The sequence below is a fragment of the Haloarchaeobius marinus genome (genome assembly GCF_051207415.1).
Lineage (GTDB): Archaea > Halobacteriota > Halobacteria > Halobacteriales > Natrialbaceae > Haloarchaeobius.
This window is the reverse complement of record NZ_JBPKGD010000004.1, coordinates 333,671-354,814: the sequence shown is the minus strand read 5'-3', so window position 1 is coordinate 354,814 and position 21,144 is coordinate 333,671. Positions and strand designations below refer to the sequence as shown.

The window sequence follows — 21,144 nt, the reverse complement described above, 5'->3', positions numbered from 1 at the left end:
CTCCTCGTTGCCCCAGTACGACGGTGGGTTAGCGTTCTCGCCTTTCTCTTTGAGGGCAAAGAACGACCGCCACGCTTCGCTGTTCTTGCGCGTGACCTGTTGGACAGTCGCGCTTCCGATGACACCGTTGTAGCGTCCTCGGTACTCGGACGTGTCCCACACGTCGCCGTCACCGAAGTAGCTCTGACGACGTTCGTAGGTCAGTTCATTCCACAGGGAGGCGGACGCATCAAGTAGCCGTAGAAGGCACTCTTTGTCGTTCTCGTTCTGTGGAACCACCTCGAAGGCGTTGGCGCGCTTCATGCGTCGTCACCCTCCTGTTCAGCGATGTAGCGTTCGACAGCACCCTTTGAGGCGCTTCCCGCCGTGCCGACGTAGTACGAACGAGTCCACTTCACGCGGTCGTCGTACCGATGGTTGTACTTCCGCGCCGAGATGCCCTTGACCCAGTTGACGATGAGTGACGGGGCGTTCTTCGGTGGACTCCCGATGAACAGGTGTACGTGGTCGGGCATGACCTCGGACTCGGCCAGCTCGAGGCCCTTGTCCTCACAGATTTCCGCGAAGATGGTTTCGAGACGTTCCTTCGTCTCCCCCGTCAGGTGCGAACGCCGATACTGAGCGGAACCCTGTTCCGCGAGGTCAGCGGGACCTTCGGTCCCGCCCGATTTCGGCACGAACACTATGTGGTAGTAGAGTTCGTATTTCGAGTGACGGGTGCTCTTTACCATCTATGCATACTATCACGGTCGGATGGCTTAAAGACTACGTTGGAACCCCGTCCGTGCTATCGTCGGCGGTTGAATACTGTTGGTCGGCTTCATCCCCGCCCTGAAGGGCGAGGCTTTCGCCTCGAATTTCCGTAAACCGCCCCACCCGGTGCCACGACGAATCACAAGACATTCACGACGCAGTCGTCTGGTTTCACCGATGACAGACGTTTCGCGACGGCGCTTGCTCGCGACCGTCGGCAGTGTGGCCATCGGGAGTCTCGCAGGCTGTTCGGCTCTGTCCTCGGAGGGGGCCGACGCCCCGGCGGGCAGTCTCAAGTTCGTGAACGAGCATACCCTCCCACACAGCGTGGGACTGCGCGTGACCGGCGTCGGACCGGTGGACGACGGGGGCGACCACCCGCCCGTTCCACCGTCGCAACGGTCCCTGAGCGCCACTGCCGCCCTCGACGCAGGCGAGACGCGCACCTACGACGAGGTGTTCACCGAACCCGTCCGGTACGAGGTCGCGTTCACCCTCGACGGCCGCCGACCAGAGTCGGGGTCCGAATCCACCATGCGGTTCACGCCGTTCCCGTCCGACTCGGTGGAGGACCGGTCGCTCCGCCTCGTCGTCGGCGAATCGGGGCAGTTGCTGTGGTTCGAGGCGGCGGCGGACGCGCTCTAGCGCACCGGCCTAATTACATGTAATTAGGATTTTTGTGGCAGGAGACGGAACTAGACCGTACATGACGTCGCCCATCCTCCAGTCTACGGAACCGGACGCTCTCACGAACGGCCGAGTCGACCGTGAACGCACGGTGTGACGACCCGTGGAGAAACACCGTCGGTCGATACTCAAGGCCACGACGTACCGGCTCTTCGCGACCACGCTCGTGTTCGTCATCGCGTTCCTGTTCACCGGGAGCGTCGGCTCCTCGGCCAAGATCGGCCTCTCGGCGGCGGTCGCGAAGACCGGCCTGTACTACGCCTGGGAACGACTGTGGAGCAACATCCACTGGGGGCTGGAGGAGCGCTGACCCGTCGTCCCGCGGAGCAGTCGTCGTCCGTCGCCAGTCGTCCGGATAGACACACTTTTGGACGGTTGCTCGACAGGTTGGCCATGGACCAGCGAACGTTCCGATACGTCGTCGTGCAACTGCTGGCGCTCCTCGTCCTGCTCCTCTCAGTCTCCCTGCTCGCGTTCCACAGCTACCTGGCCGCGATGACGGGACGGCTTGACGGTCCTGCGGTCGAACTGCTCACGGGCTTCGGGTGGTTCGTCGCGCTGTTCGGCCTCGTCCTCTTCCTGGGGAGCACCGCCGCCGTCCTGAAGCGCTTCGTCACGGGCGGGCCCTATATCGACTGAAAAACAGTGTACATGTGCGTGCTAACGCTCATCACCGTGCCGGAAGAACGAGGGGTCAGGACGACGGTCTACGGCAGGTGCGACGACCCGGGGGACGGTATCCGTACTCGCACCCGGGCGGTGAGCGTCACCGTGGACCGGTCGCAGACTCGCTGGAGTGAATATCGATGACTGCAAACGGACGCGTCGCCGCGTGTCAGTTCGAACCGACCATCGGCGACGTCGACCGGATGGGGTCGATACTCGACTCGCTGGAGTCCGACGTGGCACTCGCGGTGTTCCCGGAACTGTGTGTCACCGGCTACGCACTCGACGTGGCGACGGAACGGGGCGGCGAGGTCCCCGGGACGCTGACCGACCGGCTCGTCGACCTGGCCGAGGCGCTCTCCGTCGCCGAGGGCATCATGCAGTCGTTCGGGCCCGCGCCGTGACCCTCTACCGCCTTCGCTCTGGCGCCGCTACCCCCACGTCCACCGCGCTTCGAGGACGTACCGGTAGATGCCACTGCCGCCGATGGCGGCCGCGTTGGCGGCCAGATACGAGACGCCCCCCAGCTCGACGAGGAGCAGGAGGATTCCGAGCTGGATGGGCATCGCCGTCGCACGGACGACGTTCGTCTTGAGCAACCCGACGAGGTACTCCACGGAACCGGTGTTCTTCGCCGCACTGAACGTCCAGGCGTTGTTGAGGGCGTACGAGAGGACGATGGTGCTCTCGATGGCGAGCACCGCCCCGAGGAGGTAGTTCGCACCGACGAGGTCGACGAGCATCCACAGCACCACCAGCTGGACGCCCGCAGCGACGGTCCCGACGACGACGTACCGGCGTAGCTGTGGCGCGTAGGGACCGCTTTCGAGATTTCGAAGGAACGCCCGTATCATCCTCGCTACCCCTGTCCCTCAAACTGCGACCGGATAGCTCTATCGACGTGGCACTCGCCTCTCAGTTGACTGAAACGAGGGGTTCGGCACCGTCGGCAAGTTCGGCAGCTTGGAGTTCTGTCCCTTCTCGACGGTGCTCTACCCGGTCCGGTCTCCAACTTCCCTACGTCCGTCCAGCCCCTCGCCCTCGTCGACTCTTGCCCTGTTGCGTCGACGGACTACACGCGGTGCTGCTGGGGGTGGTCGCCATCTGCGTAGCGTGGCTCGAATCCAGGCGCCGATTTGCGATACGATGCGGGTCCAGCCCGGCGTTACATCTATTGCGTATCGTAACGGAGTGTATCGTAACGATGAAGACGGTCACCACGCGCATCCCGGAAGACGACGAGGAGGCACTCGCCGAACTGGAGCGAGAGATGAGTGCCGACCGGTCGGAGGTGCTCCGCCGCCTCATCCGGCAGGGGCTCTCCGACTGGCGCACGGAGCGAGCACTCGACCAGCTCAGGGACCACAGCATCACACTGCGGACGGCGGCGGAGCTCGCAGACGTCTCGTACGTCGAGATGCTGACGCTCGCCGCCGAGGAGGGCATCGACGTGGGGTACACGACTGACGACCTCGAACGCGACCTCGACCGAATCTGATGGTCGTCGTAGATTCGTCCGCGCTGATTCCGCTCGCGTGGGTCGGGCGACTCGACCTCGTCTCGACTGCCTTCGACGACGTTCGGACGACTGAAGAGGTTCGGGAGGAGGTCCTCACCGAGGGGAAGCGTGGGACCGCGGCGCTCGACGCGTTTCTGGAGGGCGTCGCTGTTCACGAAACGCCGGACGGAGCCGACGACGTGGCGTCGATGGAGGGGATCGCGGTGGCCGACGCGTCAGTGATCCTGCTGGCAGAGGCTGACGAGGAACTCCTCCTCGCGAACGACAAGGGCCTGATCGAGGTTGCACGGAGTCACGGCGTCGAGTGCTGGTGGGTGACGACGCTGTTACTCGGGTGTACGAAAGACGGTGACGTGACGACGGACGAGGCGTCCGACGTCCTGTACGATCTCGTGGACGAGGGAATGAACCTGCATCCGAAAGTCTACACGCGGGTACAGAAGAAGCTCCGAGAACTCGGGAACTGAAGTAGCGTGCTCGGCCGGCTGGAGAGACGCGTTGTGCCCATCTGGGAACGACAGCGTGCGAGCAGTCTCCGCGGTAGCGTCGTCACCGGTTTCCCGGTTCGGTATCGGCCTCAGTCCTGCCAGTCCGGGTTGTCGCGGGGTGGGCTGAAGATGTCGAGGCCGACGGCCGGGACGTCGCCCCGGTTCTCTGCGCCGTGTGCTTCGCCACCGGGGATGACGTACGAGTCGCCGGCCTCGACGACGAGCGTTTCGCCGCCGACGTCGAACGTGAGCGCCCCTTCCAGCATGTAGCCCGTCTGCTCGTGTGGGTGACTGTGCTCGGGAACCGTCGCACCGGGGTCGATACGGAAGTGCTGGACGTTCATCTCTGTGCCACCGGCCAGGAGCTTCAGGTGTGCACCGTCGACCGCCTCTGTGGCCTCCACCGCGGACGCTGTGACGACATCCATGGTACTCCATCGTAGCCCGTGGTGAAAAACCCGAGCCAGTGACCACGTTCCTATCACGATTGTAACACTGGGGTCTCTCGGTTTCGCTCCAGAACGAACGCGGGTGGTCGCGGGACACGACAGAGCACCTAAACGCGTCCACCTCGCACAGCCGGTATGCAAGCTGCGGTACTCGAGTCCTACGGCGAACCCCTCGAACTCGAAGCGGTTCCCGAACCCGAAGCCGCCGACCACGGCGTCGTCGTCGAGGTCGAAGCGTGTGGTATCTGCCGGAGCGACTGGCACGCGTGGCAGGGCCACGGCGAGTGGGCCGACGACCAGGTCCCGCTCGGGCAGGTCCTCGGGCACGAGCCGGCCGGTCGCGTCGTCGAGGTCGGAGCCGACGTCCCTGGACTCGACGTCGGTGACCGGGTTGCGGTCCCGTTCAACCTCGGCGACGGGACGTGCCACCAGTGCCGGAACGGGCACGGGAACGTCTGTGTGGACGGCTACGCGCTCGGATTCGAGGCGGCCGCCCCGGGGGCGTTCGCCGAACGGGTTCACGTTCCCCACGCCGCGTTCAACCTCACTCGGCTCCCCGACGGGGTCGCCATGGACGCGGTGGCCGCCCTCGGCTGTCGATACGTGACGGCGTTTCACGCGCTCGCCCACCGGGTCTCGCTCACCGGCGGCGAGTGGGTCGCGGTACACGGCTGTGGTGGGCTCGGTCTCGCGGCCGTCCAGATTGCCACCGCGCTCGGTGCAGGGGTGGTCGCCGTCGACGTTCGGGACGCTCCGCTGTCGATGGCGAGCGACCTCGGTGCGGACGCCACCGTTCGTGCCGACGAGGAGTCGGTCTCCGACGCAGTCGACGACGTGACCGACGGCGGCGCACACGTCTCGATCGACGCTCTCGGACGGGCGGAGACGTGTCGCAACAGCCTGGCCTGTCTCCGGGCGCGCGGAACGCACGTCCAGCTCGGCCTGACGACGGACGCCGAGCGCGGCGAGGTGGCGCTCCCGGTCGACCGGATGACCCGCTGGGACGTCTCGTTCCTCGGGTCGCGCGGGATGCCCCCCTCGCGGTACGACGAGCTGCTTCGCATGGTGCAGTCCGGGCGAGTCGACCCGGGAGCGCTCGTCACGAACCGCGTGGCACTCTCGGACGTGTCGGATCGGCTCGCCGCGATGACCGAGTACGAGACGCACGGCATCGAGGTCGTCACCGAGTTCTGACGGAGCGTGTTCGTTCTTGCTATCGCCGTTCGGTGGCGCGCCGGAGTCGGTCGACGACGTGTTCGGGGTTCTCGACGTACGCGAGCGTCTGTCGGTAGAACCCGTACGGTGACCGTTCGACGTCGAGGTCGGTGCGGTCGAGCGCGACCGTCGCCGCATCGGTGCCCGGCGGTGCCGTCCAGCGGCCCCGTTCGACCGAGATGTCTCGAATCGCCTCCAGCGGAGCGCGCCACTGCACGGCGCCGAGTCGCGTGTCGTACGCCACCAGCTCCTCGCCGTAGAGCCGGTACTCCATCGCCCCGAACGCCAACTCGAAGTGGCCGATGCCGACGAGGCCGAAGCCGAGCGCGAACACGACGAGCGCGACCACGGTTCCGACGACGAGCGACGCAACCAGTCCGAGCTCGGCGGCGCCAGCGGCCAGAAAGCCCCCGAGAGCGAGGACGAGGAGGGCCGTGCTCCGGGAGAGGACGTTGAGGACGTCCCACTCGAGTCGCGGGAAAGGGCCGTCGAGCACGCCGGCGATTCGAATCGCACGCGGGTCGGCTCGAAACCGTTCGTTCGGCCGTCCCGGGGGTTCCGACAGTTCGAACGGAGTCGCCCCGCTCGGTGACGCAGCCGGGCGTCTCCCGTAGGCGAACCGTTCGACGACGAGCAGGAGTGCGACCGCGGCGAACCCGGTCGCAGGGTCGAACTCGGCACTCCGGTGTACTGTGTCGACGGCGACGACCGGGAGCGCCAGCAGTATCGAAGCCAGCCACCTCGTGAAGGGGATGGCCCGTGTGGCTGGGGGACGGTCCGTGTGGACGAAGCGTCGGAACCTCCAGCCGTGTTTCACGACGATAGCGAGGCCGCCGAGTACGAGCAAACCGCTCGTGGGCCACGCGTGTACGGCGAACGGCGGCTCGAGAACCGTCGCCGTCAGGCCGATGGCGAGCGTACTCAGAGAGACCGCGACGGCACCCATCGCGCCCGGTTTCAGGTTGTGGACCGCTATTGGTGGCAGGGACGAGACCGGCTCGAACGTGCCGAGTTTCGGGGTGAGGAACCGGAACGGGTTCGGATCGCCGTTCCGGTTGAGTGCTGGTGGCTCCGTCGGGGAGTACGCTTCGCGCGGCGCTGCAACGACAGTCTGCCCGACCTGCCGAAGCGTCCCGACGAACAGATCGGCCCAGTACAGCACCAGGACGACGTACAGCGGAGCCGGGTGGAAGGCGATGGTGGCGAGTGCGACGACGTCGACACCGAGTCCGGCAGCGCGTCGGAACATATCGGTTTTCATACCGCTGGAACAGGTGATGAAACAAAAACGTTCCGACGGTGGGTGGTCCAGGCTTCGGTCCTGGGAACGGACGCAACTCGGCAGCACAACCGAAGTGAGGCTCGGACGCACTCCATCAGGGTCTGGTAGTCGTACCCATCGGGCAGAAGGACCATACGTGCAGCTTCTGACCACCACGTATGCAGTCGAACCACCTCCGAAGCATCGTCCCCATGTTCGGCGGGGCGACACGGTACGTCGAGACGTGGGCTGGGAGCGACTGGACGCCCGAGGGGGGCGAGGCGGGTATACCCGCCCACACGTACGAGACGGTCGTCCTGGCCCGGTCGGTCGACCCCGAGTTCCGCGCTATCGCGCTACGGGCGAACGTGTCCCGTTTCGGGCGTGGACCACGCCGGCCTGCTCGACGATTCCAATGAAAATGACTGACGGACTCGAAACAGCCTCGCAACTCTACCACGTTACTGGCATCAGGAATCTCGACGCGATACTCGAACGAGGCGTCCAACCACAAGCGGGTCACCGAGACGCACTCGAAGACGATCTGTCGGACGTCGCAGTTGCCAACGACATCGACCTCCCGATCGATCGCAGCGAGTGCGTCTTCTGTTATCCGACGCTGGCAGCCGCCACCGAACTCGTGGAGCCCATCGGCGATGAATGCCCATCCCTCTCTCGACGTAAAGCGATCGTCGTAATCGAGGGCTCTCGAATCGGTCGACAACTCTACGTCGGAGAGTTCGATTACATCTCGGACGCGATCGACCTTCAGTACATGGAGGAACCGGACGCGGCAGTGACCGCAGAATCGTACGACGACGCCCTGCATCGCTACGCAGCGACACTCACAGAACTCGAATCGTTCGAGGAACTCGACCACCTCACAGGAGCGTTCCAAAGACCAGAAATCGTCGTCGAAGGAGGCATCGAACCAGACCGGATCGTAGAATGGCGGTTACTCAAACAGATTCGAGACAAAACGCGGTCGTCTGAGTAAGGCGTAAACTACCCCACCCTACTCCCTCGGCGCGACGCGCCTCGGTCCTTGAGGGTAGGGCTTTGATGTGGACTCCCGGCGATCAGTCTCCGGCAATCGGCCGGTGACTCTCACCGTTCACCGTCCCACCAGTTATACGCAGGTCTACTTCTGCGTCTCCGCTCCCCGACGTGGGCGAGGACCGGAGTCTGTGTGTTCGCTTCCGGGCGTACCGGAGCCCGATGTTCTTCGCGCCGTTGTAATCCGCGTTCACCTCGTACCCGCACTTCTGGCACTCGAAGTGTTCCCCGTGACGGTTGTCCTCGTGCGTGAACCCACAGTCCGTCCGAGAACAGCGCTGGGACGTGTGGTTCGGCTCGACCTGCTCCACGGAGACGCCCTGCTCGGGCGCTTTGTACTCGACGTACTCGATGAGGCGTCGGAACGCCCAGACGTGGTGCCACGTTGCGTGTGGAAGCCGCTCGCGGATGTCGGTCAGGTCCTCGAACGCAATCACGTCACAGTCGTGCTCGACGGCTTCCGCGACGAGCTCGTTCGCAACCGTGTGGATGTACTGTTTGCGCCACGCGTCTTCGCGTTTGCCGAGGCGAAGCAGGGCGTTGTGGGCGGCCTGGGTGCCGCGCTGTTGCATCTCACCACGTCGCTTTTCGAACTCGCGGCACCAGTGGTCGTACTCGTCGCCCTGCCAGAAGCGCCCTGTTGAGGCGACGGCGAGACTGGTGACGCCGAGGTCGATACCGAGGACCGTTTGGTCGGGGTGCCCGGTATCTACCGAAACCTCGGGGTCGTCGCCGTCAACCCGCCGAGTCGAGATATGGAGGTAGAACTCGTCGGTTACCGCGTCGTACCGAAGCGTACTCTCACGGAACTCGTAATCTTCGGAGAGTACGTACCGCTCGTAGGGTGTCGGGCTGTCTGCCGGGAGAACGAACGACGGTTCGACCCGGCCCGCAACAGTTGCCAGCGACACCTCGTTGCGGTAGAAGGTCGCGCTCCGCGTGTCGTAGTCCATCGTCTCGGCGGTGAACGTCGGGCAAGAGACGCGCCGTCCCTTCTTCCATCGTTCGACAACGCCTTTGACGGCTTCGACAGCTCGCCGGATGGCGGCTTGGACGAGTTGTGCCTGTAGGTCTGTCTCCTCTCGAAGTTCGGCGTAGAGCGCGTCACGAACCTGCCGCTTGTTGGTCTTGCACTCGGTGTAGGAGGTGTCGGACCAACAGTAGTCAGCGGTGCGGTTCGCGCAGTACAGGTATTGCTCGGCGGTTCGGCGGAGTGCGTCGCGTTGCTCGTCGGAAACGGCGAGTTTCACGACGGCGGTTCGACGCACGCCCATACTTCAGAGGAGTTCCAACGGTACTTATATGTCCGGGAGTCGACCGGTCGTAGTATGCCGGTTGAGTCGCACCGTGTCGGTTTCCTCTCCGGCCTACTCGCGCCCTTCGCTACGCTTCGGTCGCTCCTCGAGGCCGGAGGCTCCACCTTGAATTACGCTGAATCGCCTCGAGGTCACGCGCCGAGCTGCTTGGCCTGCGCCTCCTGGCGGGAGCGGAGGCAGCGTGCGACGAAACGCCTATTTGTAAGACTGGCGTATTACGCCCGTATGTCTGAAGCAACCACAGGGGGCGACAACGGAGACGACATTGCTACGGTGAATTTCAAGGTCACCGAGTCGTTCCTCGAAGAGATCGACGACACGTGGCAGGGTCGTGGCTTCAACAGTCGGAGCGAGTTCATCCGTTACACGCTCCGGGACGCTGTCGAGTTCCCGACGTTCGACCGCGACGAACTCATCGCACTACTCACCGCCGAGGAAGACGTCCGCGAGGGACAGACGATGAGCGCAGACGAGGCACGCGAACGGTTCGGGACGGATGACGAGTGACGGCGAGTGGTCGTGGGAACTCTCCACGAAGGCACAGGGCGATCTCGATGCACTCTCGCCTTCGGAACAGGACCGTATCCTCGACAAACTCGACGAAATCGTCACCTCGCCGTGGCGCGATCCACCTGAGTACGGCGAGCCACTGCAGAACAGTCCCTACAAGAAGATTCGCATCGGGGGATTCCGCCTCTCTGCGACCTTCCGACAAGATGAGCAACGGTTGGTCGTCGCCCGAATAAAACACCGTGGTGGCGCATACACCGCTGACGACGACTGACCGGCCTACTTAATTGCGCTGTGAGTGCAGTCCTGATCGACACCGGTGGAAGCCAGCAGTCATTATCCCGATAATCATTATTTAGATAATGACCATAGTGGCACTGTCTAGAGCCTCTACGGTGCGCTCCAGGACGAGGTACCCGTGTTCGAGCGCCAGTTGCAGGAGTTGGACGAGCAGATTGACCGACCCGGTGCTTGCGAGTGGCCCATTCGGGCAGAAGGATCATACCACGGCCGCCCGACCACCACGTATGCAGCCGAACCGCCTCCGAAGCATCGTCCCCATGTTCGGCGGGGCGACCCGGTACGTTGAGACGCTCGACTCCATCCTCGCGTTCGTAGACGCTCACCACCCCTCGACCGACGAACTCGTCGACTGGCACCGCGGCCAGTTCGCGAACGTATCCAGCGCGGACTCTATCATGCGACGGGTGCGGTACCTCGAGAACGTTGGCTTCCTCGCCGAGACATCGGAGGGCTGGACGCTCGGCGAGGCCGGCGAGAAGTACGCAAAGGAGTTCGATACCGCGACGCTGCTGGGCATCATGTGCGACCGGAACGTCGGCCTCCGCAGCCTGCTCTACGCGCTCGTCGTCGCCCCGATGACCATCGAGGAGATCGGCGAGCAACAGCTCGACACGCACCCCGAACTCGGCTGGAACCCGACCGAGACCGACATGGCGAAACAGCGGGCGAACTGGCTCCGGAGCATGGGACTCGTCGAGAAACGTGGCGACGAGTTCGCACTGACCGACGAGGGTCGTGCGTTCGTCGACGGTGCCGTCGAGGACTGGGCCGGGAGCGACTGGACGTCCGAGGGCGAGGGTGAGGATATCGCCGCCGGCACGTACGAGACGGTCGTCCAGGCGCGGTCGGTCGACCCCGAGTTCCGGGCGACCGCGCTGTCGCGCTACGGGCGAGCGTGTCCGGTCTCGGGCGTGGATCACGCCGGCCTGCTCGACGTTGCGCACGTCCTCCCGTGGAGCGAGTATCCGGGCCATCGTTCGGACCTCTCGAACGTGCTCGTGCTGAGCAAGACCCACCACGCCGCCTTTGACCGAAACCTGTTCACGCTGGATACCGAGTACCGGCTCGTGGTGAATCCGGGCTTCGACACCGAGAGCGACCTGCTGGAGCGGACGATCCTGAATCGAGACGGGGAGCGCGTCGGCGTGCCCGACGGTGCCGTGGATGCTGGGTATCTGCGACAGCACAACGAGGGAATGGAGTGGGTTTGATTAGGATGGATGGGGCTGGCTGATACAACGTTCCGAGTCTGAAGCTGACCACCCAGTTTGCCGTTAGAAATATTATCTGTAGATTGAACAACCTAGTCACGATGCCGATGGAGATTGTCGTATACGATGGCTCGGAAAAAGTCAAATCGGTTCAATTACCGGGTGACGTGGATGAGTACGACATCCTGATAAAATCAACGGACGATGTGCCGTTCCCTCCACGCCGGGAGAGCGGCGACCCCCCCGAGATTCCGGAAATCGAACCAGACGAGATCGACAAGGCGAACAACAGGAACGCCTATGAGACGATGGTGAGGAATCCGGAGTCACAGCCGGCGAAGGTCCGCCGATTCGTGTACGAGCGACAGACCCTCACCCGAAAGCAGGTGGATGCATGGGCGGAGGAAGAGGGGTACTCGCCACATGGCGGAGGAATCCAGACCGCATTGGTAGTTCTGGACAACGTGACGGATGAAATCAATCGAACCGGGGCCGAGAACGAGAATCAGCGAATCGTCTGGACCGGGAACTGACCCCCGAACTCAGTCCGCGTGCCCCTGTGACCGCTCTATCGTCTCGGGGTTGCTCGCGTGGCGCTGGATTCTCTGCTCGACACACTCATCCGATGTGCAGGTCGGTGGTTCCCCGCCGACTTCCAGATAGTCCTCGAGTTCAGACGGCCTGAAGGCATTCTCCGGGTTGTCGAGAATCCATTCGGCACAGTGGTTCAGCTTGTGCGCCACGTAGTTGGCGGCGACGAGCTTCATCAGGACTCGAACCGGGAGGTTCGTTCCATCCAGAAGCTCTGGTACGGGAAGCAGATTACCTTCTGCTCGACTCTCCTCCGGGCCATCATCCGCGAAGTCCGAGAGATTAGTCGACTCGTCTCCCTCCATCACGAAGTCGAACCCGTCGTGTGGTTCGAACAAATCACGGGGGAAAAGTTCGTCGACGATACCCTTTCGATTGGACTCTCTGTGCGACGCAATTGTCTCGAGTATGTCGAACTCCCTCGGTTCGTCCCACTCATGTCGTCGTGATCTAATCGCCTGGAGCGTGGTTGCGTCAGGCACCTCCGGCGCCAGTTCCTCGTTCAAGGAGGACAGGAACTCGGAGACCTTCGCCTCGAGCTCGGGCCGCTTCTCGACGAGCCGGCCCAGGTACTCCAGCGATTGGTCGAGCGAGACAGGAGTGCTCTCGACCTCCTTCGCGTATCCACGGTAGAGCACCACCCGGAATCCGACCGGGTGAACCAGATTCATCTGGACCATGTCGGAGACCGGTGGGCTGGTATCGGGGACGGAACCTGCCGACCAGGGGTGTTCGTACCGCTCATCGACGGTCTCGAGATCGACCCTGAACTCTCGCATGTCGTCGTACGGGACGTGATGTCTGAACGACCGAGAGAGGCTGAGCCTACGGCGGCCCTTGGACGACAGGTCTCGCCCATTGAGGTTCATATCGGGCTCGGGGACCTCGCTGTTCAGAACAGGCTCGATGTCATCTCCCAGTTCGTCGAGGTCGTCGAGGATCGACAGTCCGAGTCGGTAAGAGACCGTCGGAGGGACCGCATCACCGACACGTCGCCATTTCTGCGACAGCGAGGAGCCCTGGAACTGATAGCTGATGGGGAACCCCTGGATGGTGGCAATCTCACGGATGGTCGGCTTCCGGAACTCGCTGTAACCCGACGGAGACTCGGACTCTTCCAGCACCAGCGTCTCCCGTGCAATCCGTCGGTTCATGGCGAGGACAGTCCGGGACGGCTTCCCTGGTTCGTCGGGGAAGGACATCGGTCCGTAGAACGAGTGGTCCTCCTTCCGGACCCGAATCTCCTTGGCCTCCCGTTCCGTGAGGAAGGAGTTGTAGAAGTGATCGGAGAGTTCTACCCCGGGGAGTTCCAGCGAGTCGTAGACCGGGTCGCTGATCACCCCGACGGATTCTGGGTCACTGTCCGGGTCGGGGAGCAATTCCTGCACCTCACCAAGACCCAGACCGGGACTCCCGAACTTTTCCGAGAGGGGGAAGTCGCCGGAGAAGAGCCGGGTCCTCCGCTGCGGTGTTCCGTACTTCTCGGCGTCGATTTTCACCCGCCTGGGAATCTCGAGGACGCCTTCGGCATCGTCGGGCATTCCGGGTATGAGAGAGTGTTCGACCTCGTCCGGCAGATAGTCGTCCAGCCGCGGGACGTTCTCCATAATCCAGTAGTCCGGGTCGAGCTCGACCACGAAGTAGAGGAACCTGTAGACCAGTTTCATCCCCTCCTCGATGTCCCCGCCGCCTCCCTCCTTCGCGTAGGAGAACTCCGTACATGGCGGGGATCCAATCAGGATGTCCACATCGTTCGGAAGGTCCTCGGGCTCCAAATCGAGGACATCGGCCTGCGCGACCGTCGCATCCTCGTCGGGTCTGCAGTTGGTTCGGTAGGTCTCACATGCACCCGCATCCAGGTCAGCCGCATACGAGACCTCGAACCCAGCCTGGCGGAACCCCTCGCTGAATCCACCGCCACCGCAGAACAAATCGACCACCGTTGGGTCCTGGGTCATGATTGTAGCTCACCCTCCACGATAATCAACCTTCGGATCTGCGTCATACCTCTGGCCCGGGACCCATTCATCTGTCACCCTCGTTGTAGTACCGACAGTAGTCTCTGGCGAAACACTCCTCGCAGCGAGGCGACCTCGCCGTACAGACCAACGCTCCGAAGTCCAACAGTCCGAGGTTGTAGAGTCGGCCACTGTCTGACGGGACCAGCTCGTCCAACAGCTTGATCTGTTCGTCTCGGTCTTCCGGCCACTCGTCTCCGAGTATCCGGCCGAATATCCTGTCGATGTTGGTGTCGACGATCGGCCTCGGCTCGTTCTCCGCGAAGCAGAGGGTCGCGTTCGTCGCGTACTGTCCCACGCGTGGGAGTTCGAGCAGGAGCTCCTCGTTCCTTGGGAGTCCCTCCTCCCGCAACCGGTCGGCCATCTGCTTAAGCGCATCCGCACGACGGTTCTGCAACCCCATGGGCTGAATCACTTCGACGATCTCCTCGTGAGAGGCCTTCGAAATCGCCTCGAAGTCCGGGAACCGAGACAGGAACTCCGGATACACCCCTTCGACCACATCAGCCCTCGTTCTAGCCAGGAAGAACTCGGCGATGAACACGTCGTAGAACGATAAACCGTCATCTCGCCAGGGGAACTCCCTCATATTCACGTCTGTCCACTCCATCAAATCCTCGCGGAACCTGCGACCATGTTCGAGCCCCATGTCCGGGATTGGCACCTCTCGCTATTTAAACAGGCGTACTGAGACTCGTACGCCTTGCCTACCTATCCCAGAAGTTTAAATAGGATGACCTCTAGGTGGCTAGCAAGCACCCACCTCATCCGGGGCCAAAGCGCGCTCCGGGAAAGTGGTGCGGAGAGCAAAATGCAAGCGCACTTCGAACTCACTCCCGAGAAGGTTCGTGACGTAGTACCGCAAGACGCAGTCGGGTTCTATAGGCTCGGCAACGTCGTGGATGGACAGTTCTGGCCGATGTACTTCGGTCGTTCGGACAGGAATCTCCAGTCCCGTCTCCTCGACCACGCTCGAGATTACGAGGGGGTGAACCGGTTCTCTCCCGTCGTGACCGAGAACATACAGCGTGCCTACCAACTGGAGTGCCGGGAGTGGCACCTCCAGGGCGAGAAGATGGAGAACGAGATTCACCCCGCCCGTCCACGCCTCATCGCCTACCAATGCCCGTACTGCCAGATGAAACTGAACTTCGCGGAGATACAACACTAAACATGAGCGAGAACTTCGGTAAGGTCCGGTCGTTCGCAGGTGACGAGACGTTCCTGATGGGCGCGAGAGACCTAGGAATCGGAACAGTGGAGGCGGTGTCGGAGCTGGTCGACAACAGCATCGACGCCGAAGCCGAGGAGATTCACGTCAAGGTCGGGAAGAACGGCGAGAACCTCAGGATATACGTCGAGGACGACGGAATAGGCATCAGACAGACGATAGAGCACGACGGCGAGGAGTACGACGGCCTCCCCTACGTACTGTCCTTCGGCGGTCGGCAGAAGGACAGAGATGTCGAAATCGGGAAGTTCGGCTGGGGGCTCAGCTCCTCTGCGACCTGTCAGTCGAATCTGACCCGAGTCTGGACCAAGCGTCCCGACGAGGACGACTGGCGGTTCACCGAAGTGGATCTGGAGGAGATGGACTCTTCTGGCGATACGACACCGCCCGACTCCGAATATAGGGAGTTCGACGACCATCTCGACATCGAGAACCCCGACAAGGAGTCCGGTACGCTCGTCGTCTTCGAGGAAGCCGATCGAGCGGACTACACCCGTGCGGGGGACGCACGGAACGCGCTGGTGAAAGAGCTGTCCAGAGTGTACCGGCAGTACCTCCGAGGGGGACGAACCATCACGGTCAACGGAAAGGAGCTACAGCCGTACGATCCACTCTACAGATGGGGGGATGCGTACAACCCGTACGACATCCCGACGGTCGACGATCTCTACTACGAGGACTCGTTCGAGATGGAACCGAACGAGGAACATCTCGACGACGAGTACACCGTGAAGGTGCGTATCGCCTGGCTCGACGTCGAGGCAATCAGGAAGAAGGAGGACTGGAGCGGGAGCTGGATGGGCAAAGTAGGTCTAACGGAGGAGAACCAGGGCTTCTACCTCGTGAGAAACGGACGAGAAATCGGCGGAGGCCTCTCCTTCGGCCTATTCACGCGACACGCCGATAAGAACTACTTCCGAGGGGAAATCGAGTTCCCCCCCGAACTGGACTACTACTTCGGCATCACGACGAACAAGAGCAAGTTCTCACTGAAGCAGGAGATGCGGGACAAGCTCAATGACTCGATCGACAACATCCCGAACCAGATACACAACCGAACCCGTAATCTCATCAGCGAACTCGAGGCGAAGGCAGAGAAGGAGTCGCGAGACCAGGACCAGACCCTGACGGAAGAGATTGCCGAGGACGCCGACAGGCTCCTGAAGAGCCGGGAGAAACTCGACGAGGACGAGGAGGAGGAGCTGGAGGAGGAACTGGAGAAAGAGAAAGAGGAGAAGATTCAGGAAATCGAGAACGACGATTCGCTCGACGACGAGGAGAAGGAGGAGGAGAAGGACCGAATCAAGAAGGAGTACAGGGGCTACATGGAATACCCCTTCAAGATTACCTACGACACCCTGCCGAGCGGTCAGTTCTACGAGGTGGAGAAGAAGGGGAAGCAGACAAGAGTCATACTGAACGACGGCCACGAGTTCTTCGACGTCTACGAGAAGGCGACGCAGAACTCCCAGGAGCGCATCCATCTTGATTTGCTCCTGATGTCCGCTGCCCACGCCGAGGACTACTACTCCGACAAGGAGGAGATGCAGCGCTACCTCAACGAGTGGCGGACTGAATGGTCGACCGCGCTTCGGGTGTTCCTCGATCAGACACCTGACACGGTTGACGAGGCGATGAAGGAGATTCGAGACCCGATTGCGGGTGACGATTAGGTATAAGAAGGACTGGAGTTTCCACTTATTGAAGGATTCGGACTGGTGGATTTCGACGAGCGAATTAGGGTCCGTCACCACGAGTGGGAACGGGTCCTTGCCACACTCGTTACGGAGCGAATCAATCACGAACAGAAGCCCCGGTCCTTGCAGAACGACCTTGCCGTGCAGCCATTGGACAGAGCGGGACAGATTTTCGATTCGGTGAACGAACGCAATCCGGGACAGAATCCGTCGTTCGACGAACTGAAAGAGCAGGTTGAGGATACACGGGAGAACAATCACCGCCTACCCATCTTCGGCGAAACTCCCCGAAGCGCGCAAATCCTCGAATACGAGAACCTAGTAAGCGAGGCGAATGAAATCGAGGGTGGGATGGAGAGGCTTCGGACAATCGATTGCAAGCGAAGGCATGAACTCCAAGATTCGATTCGGAAGCAGTCGAACTCCTATCGCTCGACACGCATCTCCAAGACTGCTGAGAAGCACGTGGTCGAGGTGGTCGAAGAAATCGAAGACGAGGCCGACACTGAAAGGTCATGATACTCTTATTCGAGTGTCTCGATTAACCGACGGAGTCGAGAGCTTGTCCGAACATACGACGTCGTGAAGAAGAGAGCCTAGCGCGAAGCCAACGATTCACTCACAACTAACAGTAGACAATAACGAGGCAGTCCAGTCGGTTAAGGTGTCATCTCTGAAGGAGATGCAGATATGGCTATGAAAACAATTTCCTCCTGCTACCTCCTACTACCTAGAGCACTCAGAACGACGGTTATGATGAGAGTCCATGATTTTAGTCACGATTCACCTACAGTTCTCTCAATCGGAGGTCCCTGGTCCAAAATGGCGGGGGTGATTCCCCATCATCGGGAGCCGGCCCTTCGAACGGGACGGTCATCTCACAGTGTTCAGGGAGCCATCTTGCCTTGATACGGGTTTCAGATTCGAGATCGACCTCGTCCCGTGCTAACCATTCCTCCTCCTCTAATAAATCGTCGATAGATTCTTCTCCCATCAGAATACCAATCAGCGAGGGAAGGGCAGCAGTCGGAATCATCGCGAGTGAATCTTCTCTCGCGAGACAGAATCCGATTGGTCTATTGCTGTCAGCATCTTCGACGACTAGCAGGTCGACGCCATCTTGGAGATATCCTGTCACCCCGGTCAATATATGGAAGATTTCGTGGCCCAGTGTCAGAATCGACCGGTCCTCTGGCTGAGAGCTAGCTTCGACATAATTCCCATCGGAGTCCTCGACAACCAACCGTCTCCCAGACCCGTCCTCCTCGAGTACAGCATCCGGCGCAATTCGGGCCAGTATCTGTATGAACTCCCTTCGAGTCTTCGTCGAAAGTGGTATCGAATCGTCCAGTGGGCCCCAAACTCTCTGGATGGCATCATGTTGGAGACTCTTACGAATCTCGCCTAGTTCCTCGAGGGCGTTTTCCGTATCCACCGCCTCTCCTGACCGACCTCTGGAAACCTGTGAACGAATCGCGTCACTCACGATGTCGGGTGATTGACCGACTGCGACATCGTACAGGTCCTTTCGCTCTGTCAAGCGAGTATACATCTTAGCTTCGACACTCTCGGGATACCAGAGATTGTAGATGAGGACCTCATCTGCGGATTGGCCAAGCCGAGCGATACGACCGATTCGTTGCTCCAGTTTCGCGGGGTTCCAAGGGACATCGATGTTTATCATAACCCTTGCTGCCTGAAGATTCAGGCCCTCGGCCGCTGCTTCTGAACAGAAGACTACCTTTATCTCTTCATCTTCGAGAGCGTTCTTCACGTCCTGTTTGGTCGCGTCGGTCCGCTTTCCTGCGACGGATATCCATGCTTCATCTCCGGTGTACATGCCGAACCCGACACCCGAATCGCACGGTTGTTTCTTTTTGAATGCATCCAGACAGGCGTCGATGGTGTCGGTGTACCTCGAGAATATCAAGATTCCATCAGCAGGGAGATGCTCCTTGAGAAGTCGAAGCATCGCATCTATTTTCGGATCTTGGATGTGATTCTGTTCGCTGGTCCCCTCCAACCGACCGAGCAGGTCCTTGATATATGTGGTTTCGATACTCTTCGCCCGTTCGAGTTTCCGCTTTTCAGTATCGATATCTTCCAATGACGATTCTTCATCCTCCTCGACATCGGGCTCCTCGAATTCCGAGGTGAGGATGTCCTCGTCGGCATCGTCTCCTGCGGCCATCTTCTCGATTTTCTCGAGGCGATTCTCCAGGCTCCGTATCGCAGAATTCAAACTCGAAGCCGTGCGCTGATGGTATGAACTTTTCGCGAACCCGAGACTGATTTCACTATCTGGGTCCGCGGCCTTCTCTACCTGTCCATACGCATCCCACAGGTACTCATGGAGCCCGTCGTAGAATCGTGCTACCGGCTCCGGGATATCGATAGCAGGTGATTCGAACCGACGCTCGGGAAATCGATATCCGCGTTCTACGAGTGACGTTCGACTATTTCGCAATGTAAGCATGTGCGCGGGATGGAGTAGAACGAGGAGCTGATACGCAGCCTGCCAATCTCCCAGTACCTTGTTCGCCTCGGTGAAGGAAGGATTGCCATCACAATCTTTGGCAATCGCCAGTATCTCCTCTTGGGCAGGTGTGAGGCCCGACGGCTCGTAGTCCATCTCGGTCGAACTCGACCCGATTAGCTTCAACATCCATTGCGCGTTCCGAAGAGAGCTTGCACCGTCTCCCTTGGATAGAATCTCTAGCGACCTTTTATACGCACCCAAATCCTGCCACGGTTCCGGAAGTCCCAGCAACTCGAGCAAAGCATGGTACTCCTCCAAGTTCGTCTGCAGAGGCGTCGCTGTCATCAATAGCAGATGGGGAATCTGGTCGACGATATCAGCGAGAGTCCGCCAGAGCCTCGTGGGTCGGAACGAACCGTCGAGCGTTGGGCGCACTCTTGCTGCATGCGCTTCGTCGACCATCAGAACCTCAGGTCTCCGGTCAGTATCTTGGAAGATGTGCCCCCTCTTCCTCGTTCCGCGGGCCAGCTGTGCCGATATCAAGACCTTCGACGGAGCCTGGGGCCCGACAGGACTGCCGTTCAGAGACCCCTCCCATCGATTACCCTCCGGTGATACATAGCACCGGTCGGTGGAGTCCCATCGCCAGAATTCGAGCCCGAAATGGACGGACAATTCTTCTTGCCACTGATTGAGGAGGTTCGCCGGAGCGAGGATGGTCACCTCATCGACTCCCCCATATTCGAGAAGGTAGGCCAGTATCGCGCCGGCTTCCAACGTCTTCCCGAGCCCTACCTCATCAGCAAGCAATGCACGGACAGGCCATCTGCTCAATGCCTCTACGAACACGCGCTCCTGGTGAGGATACAGTCCGACCCCTTCGAACGAAAGGATTGAGTACGCCGGACTTCTTTTCGCCGTCTCCAAGATGTCATCTACATCCACGACCGATACCTCTGGGATGGCTGCAGGTCTGTCCGGCGAACCGAGTCGGTTGAGAAGCTCGTCGGCGAAGGAATCATCGATATCGACGACCTCGATGTACTCTTGTCCGTTGTTCCAAATCGTATCGAAGCTCTCTACATGGCGCTCTACGAGGGGGCGTTGTCCCTCGTTCCAGTTCCTGAAGACCGTCAGTTCCTCGATGTTCTCCTGGAATCCAGCAGCAGTCTCGTTGGGACTACCGACCCCGACAAGGATGTTGTCCTCGCTATCTCGGAATATCAACCGCTTCTTGTGAAAGATGCCTTCATCCGGTAGTCTGTCATGTGCTACGGGACAAGCTACGCGAATCTGGAGCAATCCATCTTGCATCATCCACGCCAGCGTGGCGAGTCTATCCCGTTGGAACTCTTTGTCGATGGTCGATACTTCGTCGAGCAATCGATTCCTGACAGCCTCGATGACGCTCCCGACGTCGTCTTCGTCCAGCTGTCTGACCTTGAGAACGTCGGGAGGGATATCGTGGATTCCGATGACCAACCGCATCCGACCACCTTGACGCCAGAGTTTATCGATGCCTTCGGCTACCGCGAGCAAGGAGTGTAGCGTGAAGTAGCCGGTCAATCGATCGTACCTCTCAGAGCGACTCAGGGCAGGTTCGACGAACCGATTGCGCACATCCATCCCCCACCCTTCGTAAAGGACATCGAAATCGAAATCCTGTAGCGCCTCACCCGTTTTTTCAGACATCG

Annotated in this window: 23 protein-coding genes and 1 pseudogene; 15 read left to right on the top strand and 9 right to left on the bottom strand. The window is 60.8% G+C overall.

The window, feature by feature from the left end; translation table 11 throughout:
* A pseudogene (locus tag ACSC1W_RS16560) lies at positions 1-303 on the bottom strand (IS200/IS605 family transposon protein TnpB); the annotation flags it as partial.
* Positions 300-731: an IS200/IS605 family transposase gene (gene tnpA / locus ACSC1W_RS16555; RefSeq protein WP_435348702.1), complete on the bottom strand. Its 432-nt coding sequence runs from the start codon at positions 729-731 to the stop codon at positions 300-302. The pseudogene ACSC1W_RS16560 and the gene tnpA, both read right to left, overlap by 4 nt.
* 199 nt (positions 732-930) lie before the next feature.
* On the opposite strand from tnpA, the gene ACSC1W_RS16550 reads away from it, so the two are divergent.
* The 4 genes from ACSC1W_RS16550 to ACSC1W_RS16535 all read left to right on the top strand — a co-directional run bounded on the left by ACSC1W_RS16550 (position 931) and on the right by ACSC1W_RS16535 (position 2,510).
* Positions 931-1,398 (top strand): hypothetical protein, encoded by a 468-nt coding sequence (locus tag ACSC1W_RS16550; protein WP_435348701.1) that lies wholly within the window; start codon positions 931-933, stop codon positions 1,396-1,398.
* Positions 1,399-1,543: 145 nt separating this feature from the next.
* Positions 1,544-1,750, top strand: a complete 207-nt coding sequence (locus tag ACSC1W_RS16545) for a DUF2061 domain-containing protein (RefSeq protein WP_435348700.1) — start codon at positions 1,544-1,546, stop codon at positions 1,748-1,750.
* Positions 1,751-1,833: 83 nt separating this feature from the next.
* Positions 1,834-2,079: a hypothetical protein gene (locus ACSC1W_RS16540; RefSeq protein ID WP_435348699.1), complete on the top strand. Its 246-nt coding sequence runs from the start codon at positions 1,834-1,836 to the stop codon at positions 2,077-2,079.
* A gap of 167 nt (positions 2,080-2,246) precedes the next feature.
* Positions 2,247-2,510 (top strand): carbon-nitrogen hydrolase family protein, encoded by a 264-nt coding sequence (locus ACSC1W_RS16535; RefSeq protein WP_435348698.1) that lies wholly within the window; start codon positions 2,247-2,249, stop codon positions 2,508-2,510.
* A gap of 27 nt (positions 2,511-2,537) precedes the next feature.
* On the opposite strand, the gene ACSC1W_RS16530 is transcribed toward ACSC1W_RS16535, so the two are convergent.
* On the bottom strand, positions 2,538-2,960 hold the full coding sequence (locus tag ACSC1W_RS16530; protein ID WP_435348697.1) for a GtrA family protein: 423 nt from the start codon (positions 2,958-2,960) through the stop codon (positions 2,538-2,540).
* A gap of 350 nt (positions 2,961-3,310) precedes the next feature.
* On the opposite strand from ACSC1W_RS16530, the gene ACSC1W_RS16525 reads away from it, so the two are divergent.
* Both ACSC1W_RS16525 and ACSC1W_RS16520 read left to right on the top strand, forming a co-directional pair.
* Positions 3,311-3,604, top strand: a complete 294-nt coding sequence (locus ACSC1W_RS16525; RefSeq protein ID WP_435348696.1) for a UPF0175 family protein — start codon at positions 3,311-3,313, stop codon at positions 3,602-3,604.
* Complete coding sequence (locus ACSC1W_RS16520) at positions 3,604-4,092, top strand: PIN domain-containing protein (RefSeq protein ID WP_435348695.1); 489 nt, start codon at positions 3,604-3,606, stop codon at positions 4,090-4,092. Before ACSC1W_RS16525 ends, ACSC1W_RS16520 begins: the two co-directional genes overlap by 1 nt.
* A 110-nt stretch (positions 4,093-4,202) precedes the next feature.
* Here the strand turns inward: ACSC1W_RS16520 and ACSC1W_RS16515 are convergent, their stop codons facing one another.
* Positions 4,203-4,541, bottom strand: coding sequence for a cupin domain-containing protein (locus ACSC1W_RS16515; protein ID WP_435348694.1), 339 nt, complete (start codon positions 4,539-4,541; stop codon positions 4,203-4,205).
* A gap of 156 nt (positions 4,542-4,697) precedes the next feature.
* Between ACSC1W_RS16515 and ACSC1W_RS16510 the strand changes: the two genes are divergently transcribed.
* On the top strand, positions 4,698-5,756 hold the full coding sequence (locus tag ACSC1W_RS16510; RefSeq protein WP_435348693.1) for a zinc-dependent alcohol dehydrogenase family protein: 1,059 nt from the start codon (positions 4,698-4,700) through the stop codon (positions 5,754-5,756).
* A gap of 19 nt (positions 5,757-5,775) precedes the next feature.
* On the opposite strand, the gene ACSC1W_RS16505 is transcribed toward ACSC1W_RS16510, so the two are convergent.
* Complete coding sequence (locus ACSC1W_RS16505) at positions 5,776-7,038, bottom strand: hypothetical protein (protein ID WP_435348692.1); 1,263 nt, start codon at positions 7,036-7,038, stop codon at positions 5,776-5,778.
* 421 nt (positions 7,039-7,459) lie between these two features.
* Between ACSC1W_RS16505 and ACSC1W_RS16500 the strand changes: the two genes are divergently transcribed.
* Positions 7,460-8,035, top strand: coding sequence for a hypothetical protein (locus tag ACSC1W_RS16500; RefSeq protein ID WP_435348691.1), 576 nt, complete (start codon positions 7,460-7,462; stop codon positions 8,033-8,035).
* Between the two features lie 82 nt (positions 8,036-8,117).
* Here ACSC1W_RS16500 and ACSC1W_RS16495 read toward each other — a convergent pair whose 3' ends face one another.
* Positions 8,118-9,368 carry an RNA-guided endonuclease InsQ/TnpB family protein gene (locus tag ACSC1W_RS16495; RefSeq protein WP_435348690.1) on the bottom strand — a complete coding sequence of 417 codons (1,251 nt, stop codon included), beginning with the start codon at positions 9,366-9,368 and terminating at the stop codon, positions 8,118-8,120.
* Between the two features lie 267 nt (positions 9,369-9,635).
* On the opposite strand from ACSC1W_RS16495, the gene ACSC1W_RS16490 reads away from it, so the two are divergent.
* From ACSC1W_RS16490 to ACSC1W_RS16475, 4 genes are all read left to right on the top strand, one after another.
* Positions 9,636-9,917: a ribbon-helix-helix domain-containing protein gene (locus ACSC1W_RS16490; RefSeq protein WP_435348688.1), complete on the top strand. Its 282-nt coding sequence runs from the start codon at positions 9,636-9,638 to the stop codon at positions 9,915-9,917.
* Positions 9,907-10,194, top strand: a complete 288-nt coding sequence (locus ACSC1W_RS16485; protein ID WP_435348687.1) for a type II toxin-antitoxin system RelE family toxin — start codon at positions 9,907-9,909, stop codon at positions 10,192-10,194. The genes ACSC1W_RS16490 and ACSC1W_RS16485 overlap by 11 nt, the downstream gene beginning before the upstream one ends.
* A gap of 253 nt (positions 10,195-10,447) precedes the next feature.
* Positions 10,448-11,434 (top strand): HNH endonuclease, encoded by a 987-nt coding sequence (locus ACSC1W_RS16480; RefSeq protein ID WP_435348686.1) that lies wholly within the window; start codon positions 10,448-10,450, stop codon positions 11,432-11,434.
* 101 nt (positions 11,435-11,535) lie between these two features.
* Complete coding sequence (locus tag ACSC1W_RS16475) at positions 11,536-11,967, top strand: hypothetical protein (RefSeq protein ID WP_435348685.1); 432 nt, start codon at positions 11,536-11,538, stop codon at positions 11,965-11,967.
* 9 nt (positions 11,968-11,976) lie between these two features.
* On the opposite strand, the gene ACSC1W_RS16470 is transcribed toward ACSC1W_RS16475, so the two are convergent.
* A complete protein-coding gene (locus ACSC1W_RS16470) occupies positions 11,977-13,983 on the bottom strand; it encodes a DNA cytosine methyltransferase (RefSeq protein ID WP_435348684.1) in 2,007 nt (668 codons plus the stop codon).
* Between the two features lie 67 nt (positions 13,984-14,050).
* Positions 14,051-14,692 (bottom strand): HhH-GPD family protein, encoded by a 642-nt coding sequence (locus tag ACSC1W_RS16465; protein WP_435348683.1) that lies wholly within the window; start codon positions 14,690-14,692, stop codon positions 14,051-14,053.
* A gap of 84 nt (positions 14,693-14,776) precedes the next feature.
* On the opposite strand from ACSC1W_RS16465, the gene ACSC1W_RS16460 reads away from it, so the two are divergent.
* The 3 genes from ACSC1W_RS16460 to ACSC1W_RS16450 are packed head-to-tail and all read left to right on the top strand — an operon-like array spanning position 14,777 to position 17,490.
* Entirely contained in the window at positions 14,777-15,214 is a 438-nt protein-coding gene (locus tag ACSC1W_RS16460) for a hypothetical protein (RefSeq protein ID WP_435348682.1), read from the top strand.
* A gap of 2 nt (positions 15,215-15,216) precedes the next feature.
* A complete protein-coding gene (locus ACSC1W_RS16455; protein ID WP_435348681.1) occupies positions 15,217-16,947 on the top strand; it encodes an ATP-binding protein in 1,731 nt (576 codons plus the stop codon).
* Between the two features lie 45 nt (positions 16,948-16,992).
* Positions 16,993-17,490, top strand: a complete 498-nt coding sequence (locus ACSC1W_RS16450) for a hypothetical protein (RefSeq protein ID WP_435348680.1) — start codon at positions 16,993-16,995, stop codon at positions 17,488-17,490.
* Positions 17,491-17,758: 268 nt separating this feature from the next.
* Here ACSC1W_RS16450 and ACSC1W_RS16445 read toward each other — a convergent pair whose 3' ends face one another.
* Entirely contained in the window at positions 17,759-21,142 is a 3,384-nt protein-coding gene (locus ACSC1W_RS16445; RefSeq protein ID WP_435348679.1) for a helicase-related protein, read from the bottom strand.
* Between the last annotated feature and the right edge of the window lie 2 nt (positions 21,143-21,144).